Source organism: Ramlibacter sp. (assembly GCF_029866045.1).
Classification (GTDB): Bacteria; Pseudomonadota; Gammaproteobacteria; order Burkholderiales; family Burkholderiaceae_C; genus Ramlibacter.
Window position 1 is genome coordinate 46,826 of the sequence record NZ_JARXAB010000172.1, and the last position, 18,200, is coordinate 65,025.

Genomic DNA, 18,200 nt, shown 5'->3' on the forward strand with positions numbered 1-18,200 from the left:
AAGTGGCGAGCGCTCAGTGCTCGGCCACCACGAAATCGCGCGCCTCAAGAATGTGGGACTCGAGCAGCCGACGCACTTCGCCCGCGTCGTCCTGCCTGAAAGCGTCGACGATGCGGCGGTGAAAGTCATAGGAGGCGCGCTGCCTGTCGACGCTGCGCCAGGTGTAGAGACGGTAGGCCATGGGCATGCGCAGCGAGGCGTGCATTCGCAGCACTGTTTCGCTCTGGCTGGCTGCGAGGATGGTGTCGTGGAACTCACCGTTGAGCTCGACCAGCTCGCTCACCGCATGCAGGTCCTCGGGCTCGATTTCTGCCATGCGGTCGGCGAGCTTTTCGGTGTTGGCCGCCAGCAGGCCCGCAACGCGCTTGCCGTCATTGCGGCAGGCGAGTTCGCCGGCCAGGCCCTCGAGCGTGGCGCGCACGGTGAAGCGGTCAGCCAGCTCAGGGCGGCCAAAGCGCTGTACCACCGCGCCGCGGTTAGGGAGGATCTTGATCATCCCGTCGGTCTCGAGCGCCTTGAGCGCCTCACGCACCGGCGTGCGGCTGATGCCCAGTTGCGCGGCGATGTGTTCGATGGTCAGGCGCTCCTCGGGCTTGATGTGCCCTTCGAAGATCGCGCTGCGGATCATGTCGGCGGCCTTGTCGGCCAGGGAGTCGGATTTGAGCTTGCGCAGGAATTGGGGCATACGGAAAGAGTCAGTTGCGGGTCATGCCGCCATCGTTGCTTCGGGGGGGAACTGCAGCACCAGAACATCGGCACCCGCCGGGCTGGCCTGCAGACTGAAGGCGTCGGCCCTCTCGGCAAAGCACAGTGAGCCCACCGACAACAAGGGCTGGGTTGCCGCATGGGCACGCGCTGGCACGTCGGCCGGAGCGCCCGTGTCCACTTGCACCAGGGCGCCGGCCGTCACCAGATAGAAGCGGGCACCTTCACCGGGCAGTTCACCGGCCAAGAGACGTTCGCCTGGGGGCAGACCCACCTGCCAGACGGCCATGCCCTCGGGCGTGAGCGGCAGGCAGGTCTGAACCCGCATAGTGCCCAGCGCCGCGAGAGCGGACGCACCCGGGACGTCGATCGGGCCACTGACCGCATGGTGCTTGGGCAAGCCAGCGCGCATCAGGCCCCGCGATTGCGGCATGAACTTCGCCCCCGGGTCGATCTGGGGACGCAATACGTAGTAGCTCAGGCCCTCCTCGCCGGCTTCGATCGGGCCGTAGCCCGTGTCTGGCGAGCTGTAGTGCACGGTCCATGGCTGCACTGGCTTGCGCCCGAGCAAGCCACCACCGGCGGAGACCACCTGGAATTGGTGGCAGGTGTGGAAATGGGCCGGGATGACGCACCCGGCCTGCTGCTCGATGATCTTCGCGTTGGGTGCGCAGGGACCAGCAGGCGAGTCGATCAGGGGCAGGCGCCAGCCTGTGAACTCGGACGATGCGACCGGAACCGCGCGGGCGCGGTCAAGGGGGTCAAAAGCGTGCGAGCGAATCACGTGAAGCGAGGTCTGGCGGTTGATTACATGTAATATATGCTGGTCAACCCGACTCTTGTATTGGGGGTTTACCCTGCGGCCAGACAGTCTGTGCGGGAGATAGGCTGGACCAGTACATGTAATGTTGAACATGACCGGGCCACGGTCTGGAGCCTCCATGGAAGTCACCCGCGAAGAACTGCATTTCCGCCGCATCGACATGCGCGGCTACCGCCGCAGCGACGGCCTGTATGAGGTCGAGGGCCGCGTCGTCGACCGCAAGCCCCACGACCTGCAGATGCCTGGGCACACCCGGGTGGTGCCGGCGCACGAGCCCATGCACGACATGGGTGTGCGCCTAGTGTTCGACGACACCATGGTCGTCCACGAGGTCCACACCTTCACCGACTCCTCGCCCTACCCCGCCTGCCCCGAGGGTGGCCGGGCGCTGCAATCGATTACGGGCCTGGCCATGACCCGGGGCTGGGCCAAAGAAGTCAGTGCACGCCTCGGTGGCGACCGCAGCTGCACTCACCTCAAGGAGCTGCTTGTTCCCCTGGCTACCGCTGCCTTTCAGTCCCTGTCCATGCTGCGTATCAGCCGGCCTGCGCGCCGTGACGAGAACGGACGTCCCGACAAGATCGACAGCTGCTACGCCTATGCCGCCGATGGCGAGGTGGTGCGTGCGCGCTGGCCCCGTTTTTTCCGTCCCCGCGTCACGAAGTGAAGCGCCGGCTGGCGCGGCGCCCCCTCCAAACACCCCACCCACACGATGTCAGTCCCTCCCATCCAGATTTCCACCCAGGGTCAGGTCACCACCGTCTCGCTGCACCGCCCGCCGCACAACTTCATTGACGAGGCATCGCTGGCCGCTCTGGCCGATGCGGTGGACGCGCTGGACGCCGACGAGACCTGCCGGGCGATCGTGCTCGCCGCCGAGGGCAAGACCTTCTGTGCAGGTGCTGATCTCAGCCGACTGCCCCAAGTGAACGGCGTTGCCGATGCCACCCCGCTCTACGCCCAGGCCCTGCGCCTGTTTCGCTCGCGCAAACCAATGGTGGCCGCGATCCAAGGCGCGGCCATCGGCGCTGGCGCCGGACTCGCGCTGGTCGCGGACTTTCGGGTGGCCTGCCCGGCCAGCCGCTTCAGCGTCAACTTCAACCGTCTGGGCTTCCACCCAGGCTTCGGTCTGAGCGCCACCCTCCCCCGGCTGGTGGGCCAACAGATGGCCGCCCGCTTGTTCTACATCGGTGAGCGCATCGATGGCGAGCGCATGCTGCAACTCGGGCTGGCCGACGAACTGGCGGCCGACGACGAGGTACTGGCGCGCGCACAGGCATTCGCCCAGGAGATCGCGCTGTCCGCTCCGCTGGCTGTCCAGAGCACTCGCGAGACCCTGCGTCAGGGCCTGGCCGATCAGGTGGCCGCAGTCAATGCGCGCGAGGTTGTCCTCCAGCGCGAGCAGTTCGCCACCGAGGATTTTCGGGAGGGCGTTGCCGCAGCAACCGAGCGGCGGGCGCCCAGGTTCATGGGGCGCTGAGCGCAGCGCGACAGACGGATTCGTCAGCGAGCGACCGCATGCATCCGCGTGCGGATGAGCATTATTCACATGACTTGAACATAAGTAGTGTGAATATTAAACTCAGGGCCTATGACCCAAACCATCCAGATCCTCGAGTTCGCGCAGCACCGAGGCATGGTGCGAGCAGCCGATCTGCGTCAGCACGGTTGGTCGCCCCAACTGCTGCTCCGTCTGCACCAGACGGGCCAACTGCAGCGGGTATCACGGGGCCTCTACAGCCTGCCAAACGGCGAGATCACCGAACACCACACGCTGATCGAGGTCTGCCAGCGGGTCCCCAAGGGAGTGCTGTGCCTGCTGACCGCGCTCCGGTATCACGGCATCGGGACGCAGCAGCCGCACGCGGTGTGGCTGGCCCTGCCAGAGGGCACCCAGGCACCGGCCCTGGACTACCCCACGCTGCGCATTGCACGCCTGCGAGGAGAGGCCTACTCCGAGGGCATTCAAACCGTCACAGAACACGGCGCTCCGATACGCGTCTACAGCTTGGCCAAAACAGTGACCGACTGCTTCAAGTTTCGCAACAAGATCGGCATTGACGTCGCACTGGAGGCGCTCAAGGACGCCTGGCACAACAAACGCGCCACCATGGCCGAGTTACGTCACTTTGCCAGGATCAACCGGGTGGAGAAGGTCATGCAGCCCTACCTCGAATCGGTCGCAGCGTGAGCGCCAACCTGTCGGCCTCCATCCTCGCCCGGCTGCTCACACTGGCCAAGCACAGGGGTGAGGACTACAGCCTGCTCCTCAATCGCTTTGCGCTGGAGCGCCTGCTTTTCAGAATCAGCCGGTCACCCCACGCGGACAGATTCCTGCTCAAAGGCGCCTTGCTCTTTTCGCTTTGGTACGACGAGCCACACCGCCCCACAAGCGACGCAGACTTGCTGGGTTTCGGCGCTGGTGACGAAGCAAGCCTGATCGCCACCTTTCGCGAAATTGCGGTCCTGGAAATGGGCGACGGGATCTTCTTCGACCCGGGCTCGGTCAGAGCGGGCGCAATTCGCGAGGAGGCCTCGTACGGCGGTAGCCGCATCAAGCTGGTCGCTCAGGTTGGCTCCGCGCGCTGCGCATTGCAGATCGACGTCGCCTTTGGCGACGCGGTGACACCGGCGCCGACGATTGCAACGTATCCGGTGCTGCTCAATGATTTCAAGGCCCCCAAGCTTCGCGTCTACCCCGTCTACTCCGTGATCGCAGAGAAGTACCACGCCATGGTGATACTTGGCCAGGCAAACAGCCGCATGAAGGATTTCTTCGACCTCAGAGTGATCGCGCAGCGCACCCCTCTGCACGGAGCCATCCTGGCCGCGGCGATTGCCGCCACCTTTGATCGCCGACAGACGCCGCTACCCGACCAACTTCCCTTCGCGCTGTCGGAGGATTTCAGCCAAGACATCGGCAAGCTGCGCCAGTGGCAAGCCTTTCTGAACAAGAACCGACTCGAGGCAAGCAGCCTGGCCGACACGGTCACCCTTCTGCGGCTCTTGCTATGGCCAGCTACGCAGGTGGCCGTGGCCCGCAGTCGGGCAACGGCCACGTGGGAGCCAGCGCAGGCCGCGTGGCGGTGAGGCGGCTGGATCGGGCGGACAGTGCCCCCGCCGCTCCCAGCATTGCCAGGCCCTAGCGCGGCGCAATCCGAGTGGCGAGCGCCTTGGGCGTGTACTCGGGCACGAACAGGCAGGCAGCGGGGTTGCCTGCCTGCTGCACGCGACAGCGGTCCGCGATGCCCTGGGGCGTGGGCTTGGTGCCTTGCTCGACCCAGGCCAGCAGGGCATCAAAGAGCGGTGGGTACATCGCGTCTCCGAAGTAGCTGTGGTCGGCCGAATTGACGAAGGTCTGCACCAGGCGCGCGCCGTTGCCGGCACGCTCCATGCGCTGCTTCAGGGTGTCACTGCCTTCGACGAACACCGTCGAATCGCGAATGCCGTTGGAGCTGATGACCGGAACGCGAAACTTGCCGACGTAGTCAACATCTGCTGCAAAGGCAGCCGCCGCCTTCGGGTCAGCCTGGAAGCGCAAACCCTTGGCGTCCAGCGCCGCATTGAGCGCTGCGTCGTCGCCTGAGCCGGTGTAGCGCACGCCCTTGTTGCCGAGAGGCGAGGCCCCCGCAGTGCGACTTACCACGTCCTGCAAACTAAAGGTACCCCAGTTGAGGTGACCGATGATGGAGTTCTCGGGGATGCGGATCACATCGACGATGGTCTTGATTTTGCGCAGCTGCTCGGGGCTGCGCTGGGCCGCGGGCTTGTTGAGGGCTAGGCATTCGTTGGCGCGGCTGGCCAAGTCCGCCGGTGTCATCTTTGTATCGGCTGGCAGACCGATGGAGAGCTGGTAGCTGGGCTCGGTGGGCCGCGGGTGGTTGCCGCACAGGTGCTGGTACACCGCGCGCAGGTCAATCCGGAAGTCGTAGGTGGTGGGCCCTGCGACCACGCCGCTGGTCAGCAACATGCCCTCCCAGGAATTGGGAAAGAGCTCTGCGGCGCGGGTGGCAACCATGGCACCCCATGACTGCCCGTGCAACAGCGTGCGGCGCGGCTGCGCCACATGGCTCACAAAAATGCGCCGAACCCGCTCGGTGTCCTCGGCGGCGGTGGTCACACCGAACCCGCCCTGGCGGAACACAGAGCCGGCCCAGGCGTGGCCCTCGGACACGGTGATGGCCCAGCGCTTGATGTCCTCGTCGGCTCGGGTGATCTGGGGCGGGCCCAGGCTGGGACCGCCGTGCGCGTGAACGACCAGAATGCCACTCCACTTCTGGGGCATGACGATCAGGTAGTGAGCACCCACCGAATCCTGGCCGCGCAGGCAACGTGCGCCCGCGGGAACGCCCGCCGGACAGGGCGCCACCGCAGGCGCTGCCTCCTGGGTGGCCGGCGGTGTGAGGGCACAGCCCGAAAGCAGCGCAGCGCAGACGAGCGCGGACAAATGGCGCCAACTTGGCTTGAAAAGCATGAATCGGTCCTTTGGAAAAATGACTCGGTCTCGCCACCGGGGAGCGGGCAATCAGCCAGGCCGATAGTCGTCTGGCGCGCCAGGCGGTATCGGCGGATGTGTTTTGAGAGATGTCTGAAAAGCATGCACCATCTTGCGAATGGGGCCGCGCGCCCAGCCCTGGGCGGCGTTGACGTCGGTTTCTTCTTTCGGGTCTTGGACCAGATTGAATAGATAGGGCGTCTCCAGGTGGTTGGCGCCGGCGTTGGGCTCGACCTCCCAGACGAAGTGCATCTTCCAGTCACGCCACTTGGCGGCGCGCAGTTCGCTCTTGATGTAGTAGACAAAGCCTTCGCGGCTGGACTTGTCTTGCAGGCCGCGCCAGAAGTCGAGCTGGTCCACCCCGTCGATCACGCGGTCTTGCGGCACGCCAGCGCCAGCGGCGCGCGCCAAGGTGGGAAGCATATCCACCACATGCACGATCTCGTTGGTGACGCGCTGGGCGGGCACTTGGCCGGGCCAGCGCACGATGAGCGGCACGCGCAGCGCGCCCTCCATCGAGGTGTGATACGTGCCCGTCCACATGCCTGCGCTGCCGCGCCAGGGGCGCCGGTATTCGGGACCGTTGTCGCTGGCAAAAATGAATATCGTGTCGTCCGTGAGGCCGCAGGCCTCGACGGTGTCGAGGAGCTGGCCCACGCGCGCATCCATCTCGACGAGTGAGTCGGCAAAGTCGCCCTTTTTGGTCTGCCCCTCGAAGTCACGGTGCGGAATCGTGGGGTAGTGCAACTGGGTCAGCGGCACATAGAGGAAGAAGGGCTTTCCCGAGGTAGCCTGCTCGCGAATGAACGCGCAGCCCCGGTCGGTGAGCTCGGCGTCGATGCGCCGACGCATTTCCAGGTCATAGGGCTCGCGCTTTTGCGCGGGCTGGCCGGCCCAGCCTTCCATCACGTGAGGAATGTCGACCACCTCCGGGTCAAACCCGACCTGCTCGGTGAACATGCTCTCGTTGGTGGTGCGGGGAATGCCGTACCAATGGTCAAAGCCGCGGTCTTTGGGGTAGCGGCCCTCCTGGTCGCCCAGGTGCCACTTGCCGTACATCGCGGTAGCGTAGCCCGCTTGCGAGAGCAGCTGGGCGATGGTGATCTCCCACGGGTGGATGCCTTGCGGCAGGCCCGCGGGCACCGACTGCAAAGCACCCGTGCGGATCGGGTGGCGACCGGTCATGAGGGCCGAGCGCGTGGGCACGCAGTCACTCTCGACATTGAAGTTCAGAAAGCGCATGCCTTGCGCCGCCAGCGCGTCGATGCGCGGGGTGGGTGCACCCCTTAACTCACCCCCGCCATAGCAACCGAGTTCACCCCAGCCCAGGTTGTCGGCAAGGACCAGAACAATGTGCGGGGGCTTGGCGCTGCTGGGCGCAGGGGGAGCGGGCTGGGTCATGGGGAGGGCGATCGGCAAACGGTCAGTCAACCAGATTGATGTTCAAGGTGGGAATGAGTTTTTCCCACTGGGCGACGGTGTCCTTAAGAAACTTGTCAAAGGCTGCGCCGCGCAGTGTCGAGGGCGTGATGCCGCTTTCGCCTAATTTCGCCTGGATCTCCGGCAACTGCACGATGCGCGAAATCTCTTCCGACAGACGGCGGGCGATGGGTTCGGGCAGGCCGGTGGGTGCCACTAGGCCAGCCCACTGCGTCATCGCGATCTGCGGAAAGCCCGCCTCGGTGAAGGTCGGCACATCGGGCAGGGCGGCGTTGCGCTGCGGAGAGGTCACGGCCAGCACCCGAACCTTGCCGTTACGGTGCTGCGCCAGCATCGGCGCGAGACCTAGCACCGCCACTGGCACCTGATTGGCCACCAGATCGGTCGAGGCCTGGCCACCGCCCTTGTAGGGGATGTGCACCATGTCAATCCCGGCGAGCTTGGACCACCACTCGCCCACCACATGCTGCGAGGTGCCAATGCCGGAGGTGCCGTAGGCCAGCTTGGCCGGCTGCCTGCGCGCCTGGGCGACCACATCGGCCAGGTTCTTGAGCGGAGAGGCTGCGGGGACCGCCAGACTAATGGGCTGATCGCCCACCATCGCCAGCCCCATCAAGTCACGGCGAAACTTCCAGGGCAGGGTCGGGCGAAAGGCGTCGAGCATGGCGGTGGAATCGGACGCCAGGCCCAGGGTGTAGCCGTCGGGCCGGGCCTGCGCCGCCTGCTGCATGCCGATGGCGCCTGAAGCACCCGGCCGGTTTTCCACCACCACACTTTGCTTGAGCGCCCGGGCCAGCTCGGCGCCCACCAGGCGGGCCACGATGTCGTTGGTGCCGCCGGCGGCTTGCGGGACGATGATCCGAATGGGCTGGTCGTCGGGCCAGGCTGCGTGCACGCCGGCACTCACCAGGCAAAGGGCCGCAAGGAGGGCCGGCCGCAGGCGCTGGGCCAGGGAGATCGTGCAAGGCTGATTCATGGGTTGATTTCCTGTGAAGTCTGCCCCCAGTCTAGAAACTCGGGTGACAAGCGTAAAATCGTTTTTCCTTGTCTTTTGATAAGCGCAGGTTATCTTGCCAGCCCCCTCCTCCGCGTCCCCCGCTTCCTCGGCGTCGCTTTCTCACCTGAAGTTCCGGCACTTGCAGCTGGTCGACCATCTGGTCACGCACCGCACCTTGCACAAGGCGGCGCGCCTTCTGAGCATCAGCCAGCCGGCCGCCACCGGCATGCTCAATGACCTGGAGCAGTTGCTGGGGCTCCAGCTGTTCACCCGCAGTCGCCAGGGCATGGCGCCCACGCCCGCCACCTCGGCGCTGCTGGACAAAGTGCGCACCCTCCTCAATGAGTTCAATGACCTGACCGCAGCGCTCGAGCGCGTGGGCCAGGGCCGGGACACGGTGCTGCGCCTGGGCGTGGTGCCGCAGGCCTTCGTCACCTACATGCCACAGGCGATCGAGCGGTTCCGAGCCGCTGGTGGCGGCGCCTTGCACACCCAAGAAGGCACCGGCCGCCAACTGCTCGACCAACTGCTCGCTGGACAACTTGACGGAGTGATTGGCAGGCTCCCCTCCGAAGGCCTGCCGCCCCAGGAGCTTGCGGCGGACCTCCAGATGCTGCCCCTGTACCGCGACGAGGTGTGCGTGGTGGCACGCCCTGACCACCCCATTCTTCGTGAGCGCCGCATCAGCTTCAAGCGGCTGGCGAAGGAGTCATGGGTGCTGCAGCGCCGGGACTCCAGCGTGAGGCAGGCCTTCGCCGAGGCCTTCATGCGCGCGGGGCTGCTCCCGCCCGACCCCGCCGTCGAGACCGCCACCTACATCCAGAACATCGCGGTGGTGGCCGGGTCGGGGCTTTTGAGCATCGCCCCGCGACGCGCCGCCGAGCAGCAGCAGGCCCTGGGACAGATCGCCATCCTCAACTTTCGCCTGGGGGTGGAGCCGATGCAGGTGAGCCTGCTGGTGCGGGGCGCCACTGGTCACAACGCCATGCTGCAGTTGTTCCGACAGGCGTTGACGGACAGCATCGGCCCCTAAGGCGGCCGCGGCCGCAGAGGTCAGGCCTGCCTCAACTGCCGGCGGGCTGCGCCTCGGCGCGGGAGGGGGCTGGCGCGCTTGGTGCGTCCTGACCCTGCCCTTGTCCCTGCCCCTGCGCAATACGCGCAGTGAGCACGCCCACCACGTCATCACCGAGCCGGAAGATATTGTCGAGACCGATCGCCTCCAGCTGCCCGCTGCCGCGAAGCGTGCCCAGGGCTTCTTCCTTCATGTTGAACAGATAGAGCCCTCCGCCAAGCGCCTGGCGTCGGCGCGCCTCGTTGGCGAGCATCTGGGCGCCAGCCAGATCGATGAAGTTGATGCCCGCCGCAATCAAAAGCAGGTGAGGAGCGCCAGGGCACCCGTCGTCTGCCGCCTGAAGCGACTCCTCCACATGATTGACCGCACCGAAATAGATCGAGCCGTTGAGTCGCACGATGGTGAGGCCTGCCACTGACTGCGGCGACTCCCCAGAGGGCGCGAACACCGGCGGAGAAATACCAGGCACCGGCTGCACGGGCTCGAGCCCAGGGCGGGAGGTTCGCCGCAGGTACAACACCATGGAGACCAGCACACCCAGATAGATGGCGTACTCGAGCTGCAAGGTCAGCGTGGCCAGGAAGGTCACCGCCAGCACAGCGGCCTCTTGCCGGCTTGAACGAATGATGTCGCCGATATGGTGGAAGTCGATCAGGCCCCAGGCCACGACGAAGAGGATGCCGGCCATGACAGGCGCGGTGAGGTACTTGGCCAGTGGCGCGAGAAACAGCAGGATCAGAAACAGGAACGCTGCCGAAAACACCGCCGCCAGCGGCGTGCGGGCGCCGGCGCTGTAGTTCAGGCCGGTGCGGTTGAACGAGCCGCTCGAGGCGTAACCGGAGAAAAAAGCACCCGAAATATTGGCCAGGCCCTGCCCGATAAATTCCTGATTGCCGTCGATGCGCTGCCCGCTTTTGAGCGCCACTGAACGGGCGATGGACACTGCCTCGGTGAGCGAGAGCATGGCCACTGCGATGGCGATCGGAATCAGTTGCTCGATGGTGGACACCGAAAAATCCGGCATCGACAAGGGCGGCAGCCCGACGCGCAGCGTACCGATGCTTTCAATACCGGTCTGCCCCGCACCGAGGGCCGCCTCCAGGGCCACGCCCAACAGGCTTCCGGCGAGCATGGCGGCAATGAGGTGCGGCAGGCGGGGCAGCCAGCGCTTGGTGACCACGCTGACCACCACCGTAAACACCGCGACGCAGGTGACATAAGGGTTATAGGCCCCGATCTGAAGCAGCAGCTCGGACAGCACCGTGAAGACACTGCTGCCCCTGGGAATCTCGACGCCAAAAAAGTACCGAGCCTGGCTTGCCGCGATCAGGATGGCCGCGCCTGCGGTAAAGCCCACCACCACCGTGTGCGACACAAAGTTGACCAGCGTCCCCATTCGCAAAAGGCCCAGAAGGAGCTGGAACACCCCGACCAGTAGCGTGAGCGTGAGTACCAGCTTGACGTAGGCCTCGCTGCCGGGAGCCGCGAGTGGGCTCATGGTGGCAAAGACCACGATGGAGATGGCGGTGGTGGGGCCCGACACCAGGTGCCAGGACGAGCCCCACAGGGCGGCCACGATCGCGGGGATCATGGCCGCATAAAGCCCGAACTCCGGCGGCATGCCGGCCACGGTGGCAAACGCCACCCCCTGTGGCACGAGGATAATGCCGCCGGTGAGGCCCGCTATGGCATCAAAGCGCAGTGTCTGCCGGTTGACGCGTGGCCACCAGCGCAGGAAGGGAAGCCACGGGGTCCAATTCATCCGGCGTTCATGCGTGATCGAAAAAGACCGGTCACGATACCACTTGGTAGTAGAGGTTCTGCGGGTGCTGCGCCTGGGCAAAGAAGAACCAGCGCTCCACCAGCAAACCGACCGCCTGCGAGGCAGCGGCCACCGCCCATGCGGTCAGGGGATGCATGGACAAGAGGGCCCAGGCCAGGCATGCCATCGGCACCGCGAACACCAGCACCTGGAACCCGATCTTGGCCTGGCCCATGAGGCGCAGGGAAGCGCCATGAAAAAACTCGCGGGTGTTGAAAGAGCCACCGGTAAAGCCCATCGACTTTTGAACCACCCGCGGCGACCGGATGCCGGTGGCCGACTGAAGGGTCGACTTCGGCTTGATGCTCGCATTACGCCGCAACGACAGCACGCGCGTCCCCCAGGCCAGCGCTGTGGCCCCGAGCGCCCAGGGCGCACAGGCACGGGCAAAGTTCAGGTCGCCCGCGGCGCAGGCCAGGGCGCCGCAGGCTACCAGCCCCGAGGCAAGCCCGAGCAGCGCGAAATTGACCAGGGTCAGCGGATGCGCCCACTCCTGAATGAAGCGAATGCACATGTAGATCATGGCGGTGCAGTACCACAGCACCAAGGCGCCCGCGATCGTCAGCACCGCCAGCGCATGGGCCCATGGGCCATCCGAGTAGCCAAAGGTGGTCAGCCAGGCGGAGACGAAGGTCAGCCCGATGAACAGCGGCAGCGCGATCACCTCACGCGACATCCACGAGGTGCGCCACATGAGAACGGCCCGCCACGCCCGCAACGGGTGGCCGAGGTGAAAGAAGGAGGCCACCAGCCCCAGCACCAACATCGCGGTGCTGGCCCACAGGAGCAGTGGCGTTGCTGCCCGCGGGGCGCTTCCGGCTAAGGTGGCGACGGCGGTCACCAGCGCCATGCCCTGCGCAGCGCCCGACACCGTCGTGAACAGGATGATGGACAGCGCAGGCTTCACCCCTTCACCTCGGTCGTGATCTTACGGGGCAGGTACTGGTTGGCAGGCTGCGTGTCCCACTCGGGCATCAGCGAATAGCCACCCCGCTCACGGATCGCCTTCGACACCTCGGACTCCGGGTCCTTCACATCACCGAACAGGCGCGCGCCGGTGGGGCAGGCCTTGACGCAGGCGGGCTGGCGGTCCTGCGGCGGCAGCAGCTCGTCGTAGATGCGGTCAACGCACAAGGTGCACTTGGTCATGACCTTGCGCTCCTCGTCGAACTCCCGCGCGCCGTAGGGGCAGGCCCAGCTGCAGTACTTGCAACCGATGCACTTGTCGTAGTCCACCAGCACGATCCCGTCGCTGGCGCGCTTGTAGCTCGCGCCGGTGGGGCACACCGGCACGCAGGGCGGGTCTTCGCAGTGCAGGCAGCTCTTGGGAAAGTGAATGGTCTGGGTGTCGGGGTAGCTGTCCGCCTCGAAGGTCTGAACGCGGTTGAAAAAGGTACCGCTGGGGTTCTCGGCGAAAGCGTTGAGGTCCGACAGGGGACCGGCTGCGCCCGAGGTGTTCCACTCCTTGCAGGAGGTGACGCAGGCATGGCAGCCCACGCAGACGTTCAGGTCGATCACCAGCGCCAGTTGCTTGGCCAAGGTTTCCTGGGGAGGCTGTGGCTCGTTCATGATTTTTTAGAGGCGAAGTAGGCAATGATCTTGCGGGCGCCACCGAGAACGCCCGGCGTCTGCGGCATGGTCGGCACCTGCGGGAAGGAGGTTGCCTCCTCTTCCGGCTCGGCGGGCGAGAGCCGCACGCGCACGTCGTACCAGCCGGCCTGACCGGTGATGGGGTCAGAGTTGCTGATACGCCGCTCACCCAGTGGCAACTCCTCCGAGATCAGGTGATTGAGCAGGAAGCCCTTGCGCGATTCGTCTGCACCCGGCGCCAGCTGCCAAGCACCGGAGGCCTTGCCGATGGCGTTCCAGGTCCAAACGGTGCCGGGCTCCACCGCGTCGCTGAAGCGCACCATGCAACGCACCTTGCCCCAGCTGCTCTCCACCCAGGCCCAGCCCCCGTCGGCAATACCCGCCGCCTGCGCCGTGCTGGAGTTCACATGCAGGTAGTTGTGGCTGTGGATCTGGCGCAGCCAGGCGTTTTGCGAATCCCAGGAGTGGTACATCGCCATCGGCCGCTGGGTGATGGCGCTGAGCGGGAAGCGCTCCCCATCGATGGCGGCGTTTTCGAGCGGCGGGTACCAGAAGGGCAGCGGGTCGAAGTAGGTCGCCACCCGCTCCCGCAGCGCGTCCGGCGGCTGGCGTCCCTGGGTCTTGCCCTGCGCCGCCAGCCGGAACGACTGCAGCGTGTCCGAGTAGATGGCGAGCTGGACCGGATCGTTTTTTTGGCGCCAGCCCTTTTCCTTGGCGAAATCAAGGTAAGGCTGGTTCCAGTTGCGCATGTACTGCTGGTCTTCGGGCATGTGCCACTGAAAAACGCAGTTGTTCTTGGCGTACATCTCCCACTGGTTCGGGTTCGGCTCACCGCGCAGGTGCTCGGTGCCGTCCTTGCCGCGCCAGCCCATGAGAAAGCCCACGCCCGGCTGGGCCTGGAAGTTGACCACGAAGTCCGGGTAGTCCTTGAACTTGCGGCTGCCATCGTCCTGGGTGAAGGCCGGGAACTTGAGGCGCGAGGCCAGTTCCACCAGCACCTCCTGGAAGGGCCTGCACTCTCCGGTGGGCGGGAGCACCGGCACACGCACCGAGTCGACTGGGCCGTCAAACTCAGAGATCGGCCGATCGAGCATGCTCATGACATCGTGCCGCTCGAGGTAGGTGGTGTCGGGCAGCACCAGGTCGGCGTAGGCCACCATTTCGCTCTGGAAGGCGTCGCACACCACCAGGAAGGGGATGCGGTGGCTGCCGTCCTCGTTTTTGGCGTTGAGCTTCTCACGCACCTCCATGGTGTTCATCGTGGAGTTCCACGCCATGTTGGCCATGAAGATCATCAAGGTGTCGACGGTGTAGGGGTCACCCCGCACCGCGTTGGTGATGACGTTATGCATCATCCCGTGCGCCGACAGCGGGTGCTCCCACGAAAAAGCGTGGTCGATCCGCAGGGGAGTGCCGTCCGCATAGACCGCCAGCTCCTCGGGGCTGGCTGGAAAGCCGAGCGGGGCGGCATTGAGCGGCGTGTTGGGCTTGACCATCGCCGGGTCGTTGAAGGCGCGGTAATTGGGCACGATGTGCCGCGGATAAGGCGCCTTGTGGCGGAATCCGCCCGGGGCATCGATGGTGCCCAAAACGCTCATGATCACCGCCAGCGCGCGCACCGTCTGGAAGCCGTTAGAGTGCGCCGCCAGGCCCCGCATGGCATGAAAGGCAACCGGCCGCCCCTGCGTGGTTTCGTGCCGCTTGCCCCAAGAATCCGTCCAGGCAATGGGCAGCTCAAAGGCCTGGTGCAAGGCGGTCTCGCCCAGCTCCCGGGCAAGCCGACGAATACGGTCCGCAGGGATGCCGGTGATGGCCGAGGCCCACTCCGGCGTGGTCGTTGCCACCCGTTCGCGCAGCAGCTGAAACGCCGGCGCCACCCGGGTGCCGTCGGCCAGTTGGTAGTGCCCCTCCAGGGCCAGCTCACGGCCCTCCTCGTTCCCCTCGGGGTAGGCGCGCACGACAGTTTGGCTCCGGGTGTCCCAGGCCAGCTTGTTGTGCGGGTTGCGGCCGTCACCGGGTGGGCCGTTGTCCGGGTCAAAGGCGAACAGCCCCTCGCGCTCGCCTTCGTCCAGAACCACCAGCTGCGGGCCGTTGGTAAACCGCTGCAGGAAGGGCCGGTCGATCAGGTCGGCCTCGATCAGCTCGTGCAACAGCGCCATGAACAAGGCACCGTCGGTACCGGGCCGGATCGGAATCCATTCGTCGGCAATGGCCGAATAGCCGGTGCGCACCGGGTTGATCGAGATGAAGCGGCCCCCTTCGCGCTTGAACTTGCCAAGCGCCATCTTCATAGGGTTGCTGTGGTGGTCTTCGGCGGTCCCGATCATCACGAACAGCTTGGCGCGCTCAAGATCTGGCCCGCCAAACTCCCAGAAGCTGCCGCCCACCGAATAAATCATTCCGGCGGCCATGTTCACCGAGCAAAAGCCGCCATGCGCCGCGTAATTGGGGGTGCCAAACTGGCGCGCGAACAGGCCGGTGAGAGCCTGCATCTGGTCACGGCCGGTGAACAGCGCAAACTTCTTGGGATCGGACGCCCGGATCTTGCCAAGCCGCTCGGTGAGAATCTCGAACGCACGCTCCCAGGAGATGGGTTCAAACTCTCCGACCCCACGGTCTGCGCCGGGCTTGCGCAGGAGCGGCTGGGTGAGCCGCGCAGGGGAGTACTGCTTCATGATCCCCGAGCTGCCCTTGGCGCAGATCACGCCCTTGTTCAGCGGGTGCTCGGGGTTGCCGTCGATGTAACGGACCTCGCCCTCACGCAGATGCACCCGGATGCCGCAGCGGCAGGCGCACATGTAACAGGTGGTCGTCTTGACCTCGGTCCCCTGCACGCTGCTGCGCTCGGGGTCGTGAAGCGGATCGCGAGAAAACAGCTCAGCCATACCCCGATGTTCACCGCCGAATCAATCGACTCGGCCGATAATTTTTATCACACTGACCCGAAAAATCGATCAGCGCAGGTCGGCCGAATCGAGGCAGTCGTCAAGGAAGCTCTGCGCGCCAGCGCCCAGCTTTCTGTTGCGATGCAGCACGATGGAGAGGGCCCGCTTCATCTCCGGCAAGGCGGTGGGAAGTTCCACCAGCCACCCCTGCTCAATCGCCTCGTGCACCGCCAGGCGTGACAGGCAGCCCAGCCCGATGCCCGCCGCCACCGCGCGCTTGACCGCCTCGTTGCTGCCCAATTCAAGCTCCACCTGCATCTCCGGCAGGTGGGGAAGCAGCCACCGGTCGGTGGCCTCTCGCGTCCCGGAGCCCGGCTCGCGCAGCACCCAGGAAGCCTTGGCCAGCTGCCGGGGGCTGAGCTTTCTCCGGGACACCGGATGGCCCTTGGCGGCGAAGATCACCATCTGGTCACTGCGCCAATGCCGCACCTTGAGCCCGGGTTGGGTGAGCGAGCCTTCAATGAAGCCGACATCCGCCGAGAAAGACGCCACCGCGTCCACCACGTCGTGGGTGTTGACGATCTGAATCAGCACATGGCTGCCCGGGTGCTTGGCTTTCCACTGGGCAATGAGCTGGGGCAGCAGGTACTCGCCCACGGTGTAGCTCGATGCCAGCCGCAGGGGGGTGGCGTGGGGCGCGCGGAACAGGGCCTCCGTCTGGGCCGCCTCCTCCAGCACGCTGACCGCCCGCGGCAGCAGGGCCCGGCCGTTTTCATTGATGATCAATTTGCGCCCGACCCGGTCAAAGAGCCGAACCCCCAGCGCGGTCTCCAACTCGCCCAGCGCATTGCTGGCCGCCGACTGGGAGCGGGAGATTTCGTCTGCGGCGGCGCGGGTGCTCCCGCCGCGCGCGACTGCGGCAAAGACCTCCAGCTGGCTGAGCGTGAGCTTGAGCCGTCGATCGATTTTTTGATTCACCACATGTCCCAGGGTTGGCGCAATTATCGGGGAACCGGCTGGACAACTCGCGCGCTTGCCACCTGCGTAAGATCGGGCCATGACCCTCTCAGCGCCAGCCCCCAAAAGTTTCGACACGCTGGCCCTCTCCGCCGCCGCCCAGGAGAACCTGCGCCGGCTCGGCTACCTCGAGATGACCGCCATCCAGGCGGCCAGCCTGCCCGCCGCACTGCAAGGGCGCGACCTGATCGCCCAGGCCAAGACCGGCAGCGGCAAGACCGCAGCGTTCGCGCTGGCCTTGCTGGCCCGACTCGAGCCGCGCCGCTTCGCGGTGCAGGCGCTGGCGCTGTGCCCCACCCGCGAGCTGGCCGACCAGGTCACTACTGAGATCCGGCGCCTGGCACGGGCCGAAGACAACATCAAGGTGGTCACGCTCACCGGCGGCGTCCCGCTGCGCGGACAGACCAACAGCCTGGCCCACGGCGCGCATGTGGTCGTCGGCACGCCCGGACGGGTGATCGACCACCTCGAGCGCGAGCACCTGCGCCTCGACGCCCTCGCGACGCTGGTGCTCGACGAAGCAGACCGCATGCTGGACATGGGCTTCGCCGACGACATCGCCAAGATCGCTGGCCAATGCCCAGACGAGCGGCAAACCCTGCTGTTTTCGGCCACCTACCCCGAGGGCATCGCCCGGCTCGCCGCCCAGTTTCTGCGTGACCCGGTCACTGTGAAGGTGGACGCCCAGCATGGCAGCGATCAGATTGAACAGCGCTGGTACGAGGTCGGCGAACGCGACCGCTTGCCAGCCGTGGCCCGCCTGCTCGAGCACTTTCGGCCTGCCAGCAGCCTGGCCTTTTGCAACACCAAGGCGCGCTGCCGCGAGCTGGTGGCCTTACTGCAGGCACAGGGCTACAGCGCCCTCGCGCTGCACGGCGACCTGGAGCAACGCGACCGGGACCAGGTACTGGTCCGCTTCGCGAACGGAAGCTGCTCGGTGCTCGTGGCCACCGACGTGGCGGCGCGCGGGCTCGACGTCGCCGGCTTGGCAGCTGTGATCAACGTGGACATCTCGCCGGACCCCGAGGCCCATGTGCACCGCATCGGCCGCACTGGCCGCGCCGGCCAGACGGGGCTGGCCCTCAGCCTCGCCTCCATGGACGATATGGGCGCGGTCGGTCGCATCGACCAGTTGCAGGGCCGGCCTTCCGTATGGTCTCCACTCGCCGAGCTCACGCCGACGCCAGGCGAGCGGCTGCTTCCTGCGATGGCGACTGTCCACATCCAGGCCGGGCGCAAGGAAAAGATTCGACCCGGGGACGTGTTGGGCGCCCTCACTGCCGACCTGGGTTACACCCGCGAGCAGGTGGGCAAGATCGACATCAACGAGTTCGCCACCTATGTGGCGGTCGAC

General features: G+C 65.9%; 16 protein-coding genes. 6 read left to right on the forward strand and 10 right to left on the reverse strand.

Features of this window, described 5'->3' with window-relative positions; all coding sequences use genetic code 11:
- Positions 1 to 13: 13 nt before the first annotated feature.
- Positions 14 to 685, reverse strand: coding sequence for a GntR family transcriptional regulator (locus QE494_RS17045; RefSeq protein ID WP_300045336.1), 672 nt, complete (start codon positions 683 to 685; stop codon positions 14 to 16).
- 21 nt (positions 686 to 706) lie between these two features.
- Positions 707 to 1,489 carry a hypothetical protein gene (locus tag QE494_RS17050; protein WP_300045339.1) on the reverse strand — a complete coding sequence of 261 codons (783 nt, stop codon included), beginning with the start codon at positions 1,487 to 1,489 and terminating at the stop codon, positions 707 to 709.
- A gap of 157 nt (positions 1,490 to 1,646) precedes the next feature.
- Between QE494_RS17050 and QE494_RS17055 the strand changes: the two genes are divergently transcribed.
- The 4 genes from QE494_RS17055 (at position 1,647) to QE494_RS17070 (ending at position 4,618) form a co-directional block, all read left to right on the forward strand.
- Entirely contained in the window at positions 1,647 to 2,195 is a 549-nt protein-coding gene (locus tag QE494_RS17055) for a DUF2889 domain-containing protein (RefSeq protein WP_300045342.1), read from the forward strand.
- 45 nt (positions 2,196 to 2,240) lie between these two features.
- Positions 2,241 to 3,008, forward strand: a complete 768-nt coding sequence (locus QE494_RS17060; RefSeq protein WP_300045344.1) for an enoyl-CoA hydratase/isomerase family protein — start codon at positions 2,241 to 2,243, stop codon at positions 3,006 to 3,008.
- A gap of 111 nt (positions 3,009 to 3,119) precedes the next feature.
- Positions 3,120 to 3,719 (forward strand): AbiEi antitoxin N-terminal domain-containing protein, encoded by a 600-nt coding sequence (locus QE494_RS17065; RefSeq protein ID WP_300045346.1) that lies wholly within the window; start codon positions 3,120 to 3,122, stop codon positions 3,717 to 3,719.
- Positions 3,716 to 4,618 carry a nucleotidyl transferase AbiEii/AbiGii toxin family protein gene (locus QE494_RS17070; protein WP_300045348.1) on the forward strand — a complete coding sequence of 301 codons (903 nt, stop codon included), beginning with the start codon at positions 3,716 to 3,718 and terminating at the stop codon, positions 4,616 to 4,618. Before QE494_RS17065 ends, QE494_RS17070 begins: the two co-directional genes overlap by 4 nt.
- 52 nt (positions 4,619 to 4,670) lie before the next feature.
- Here the strand turns inward: QE494_RS17070 and QE494_RS17075 are convergent, their stop codons facing one another.
- Genes QE494_RS17075 through QE494_RS17085 form a run of 3 tightly spaced genes read right to left on the reverse strand, consistent with a single transcriptional unit; the run spans position 4,671 to position 8,439 of the window.
- Positions 4,671 to 6,002, reverse strand: a complete 1,332-nt coding sequence (locus tag QE494_RS17075) for a hypothetical protein (protein ID WP_300045350.1) — start codon at positions 6,000 to 6,002, stop codon at positions 4,671 to 4,673.
- A gap of 51 nt (positions 6,003 to 6,053) precedes the next feature.
- Positions 6,054 to 7,424 (reverse strand): arylsulfatase, encoded by a 1,371-nt coding sequence (locus QE494_RS17080; RefSeq protein ID WP_300045352.1) that lies wholly within the window; start codon positions 7,422 to 7,424, stop codon positions 6,054 to 6,056.
- Between the two features lie 22 nt (positions 7,425 to 7,446).
- Positions 7,447 to 8,439 (reverse strand): tripartite tricarboxylate transporter substrate binding protein, encoded by a 993-nt coding sequence (locus QE494_RS17085; protein ID WP_300045353.1) that lies wholly within the window; start codon positions 8,437 to 8,439, stop codon positions 7,447 to 7,449.
- A gap of 160 nt (positions 8,440 to 8,599) precedes the next feature.
- Between QE494_RS17085 and QE494_RS17090 the strand changes: the two genes are divergently transcribed.
- On the forward strand, positions 8,600 to 9,493 hold the full coding sequence (locus QE494_RS17090) for a LysR family transcriptional regulator (RefSeq protein WP_300045355.1): 894 nt from the start codon (positions 8,600 to 8,602) through the stop codon (positions 9,491 to 9,493).
- 31 nt (positions 9,494 to 9,524) lie between these two features.
- Here the strand turns inward: QE494_RS17090 and QE494_RS17095 are convergent, their stop codons facing one another.
- The 5 genes from QE494_RS17095 to QE494_RS17115 form a co-directional block, all read right to left on the reverse strand.
- Positions 9,525 to 11,294: a SulP family inorganic anion transporter gene (locus tag QE494_RS17095; RefSeq protein WP_300045357.1), complete on the reverse strand. Its 1,770-nt coding sequence runs from the start codon at positions 11,292 to 11,294 to the stop codon at positions 9,525 to 9,527.
- A gap of 31 nt (positions 11,295 to 11,325) precedes the next feature.
- Positions 11,326 to 12,261 carry a DmsC/YnfH family molybdoenzyme membrane anchor subunit gene (locus tag QE494_RS17100; protein ID WP_300045359.1) on the reverse strand — a complete coding sequence of 312 codons (936 nt, stop codon included), beginning with the start codon at positions 12,259 to 12,261 and terminating at the stop codon, positions 11,326 to 11,328.
- Positions 12,258 to 12,923 (reverse strand): 4Fe-4S dicluster domain-containing protein, encoded by a 666-nt coding sequence (locus QE494_RS17105; RefSeq protein ID WP_300045361.1) that lies wholly within the window; start codon positions 12,921 to 12,923, stop codon positions 12,258 to 12,260. Before QE494_RS17105 ends, QE494_RS17100 begins: the two co-directional genes overlap by 4 nt.
- Positions 12,920 to 15,829, reverse strand: coding sequence for a molybdopterin oxidoreductase family protein (locus QE494_RS17110; protein ID WP_300045363.1), 2,910 nt, complete (start codon positions 15,827 to 15,829; stop codon positions 12,920 to 12,922). Before QE494_RS17110 ends, QE494_RS17105 begins: the two co-directional genes overlap by 4 nt.
- A 69-nt stretch (positions 15,830 to 15,898) precedes the next feature.
- Positions 15,899 to 16,807 (reverse strand): LysR family transcriptional regulator, encoded by a 909-nt coding sequence (locus tag QE494_RS17115; RefSeq protein WP_300045365.1) that lies wholly within the window; start codon positions 16,805 to 16,807, stop codon positions 15,899 to 15,901.
- 79 nt (positions 16,808 to 16,886) lie between these two features.
- On the opposite strand from QE494_RS17115, the gene dbpA reads away from it, so the two are divergent.
- A partial coding sequence (dbpA, locus tag QE494_RS17120; protein ID WP_300045368.1) for an ATP-dependent RNA helicase DbpA occupies positions 16,887 to 18,200 on the forward strand: 1,314 nt, incomplete at its 3' end.

Bases quoted from the DNA above. Each gene is read 5' to 3' on its own strand.
- QE494_RS17045 (WP_300045336.1), bottom strand. From the start codon at position 685: ATGCCCCAATTCCTGCGCAAGCTCAAATCCGACTCCCTGGCCGACAAG.
- QE494_RS17055 (WP_300045342.1), top strand. From the start codon at position 1,647: ATGGAAGTCACCCGCGAAGAACTGCATTTCCGCCGCATCGACATGCGC.
- QE494_RS17060 (WP_300045344.1), top strand. From the start codon at position 2,241: ATGTCAGTCCCTCCCATCCAGATTTCCACCCAGGGTCAGGTCACCACC.
- QE494_RS17065 (WP_300045346.1), top strand. From the start codon at position 3,120: ATGACCCAAACCATCCAGATCCTCGAGTTCGCGCAGCACCGAGGCATG.
- QE494_RS17075 (WP_300045350.1), bottom strand. From the start codon at position 6,002: ATGCTTTTCAAGCCAAGTTGGCGCCATTTGTCCGCGCTCGTCTGCGCT.
- QE494_RS17080 (WP_300045352.1), bottom strand. From the start codon at position 7,424: ATGACCCAGCCCGCTCCCCCTGCGCCCAGCAGCGCCAAGCCCCCGCAC.
- QE494_RS17085 (WP_300045353.1), bottom strand. From the start codon at position 8,439: ATGAATCAGCCTTGCACGATCTCCCTGGCCCAGCGCCTGCGGCCGGCC.
- QE494_RS17095 (WP_300045357.1), bottom strand. From the start codon at position 11,294: ATGAATTGGACCCCGTGGCTTCCCTTCCTGCGCTGGTGGCCACGCGTC.
- QE494_RS17105 (WP_300045361.1), bottom strand. From the start codon at position 12,923: ATGAACGAGCCACAGCCTCCCCAGGAAACCTTGGCCAAGCAACTGGCG.
- QE494_RS17110 (WP_300045363.1), bottom strand. From the start codon at position 15,829: ATGGCTGAGCTGTTTTCTCGCGATCCGCTTCACGACCCCGAGCGCAGC.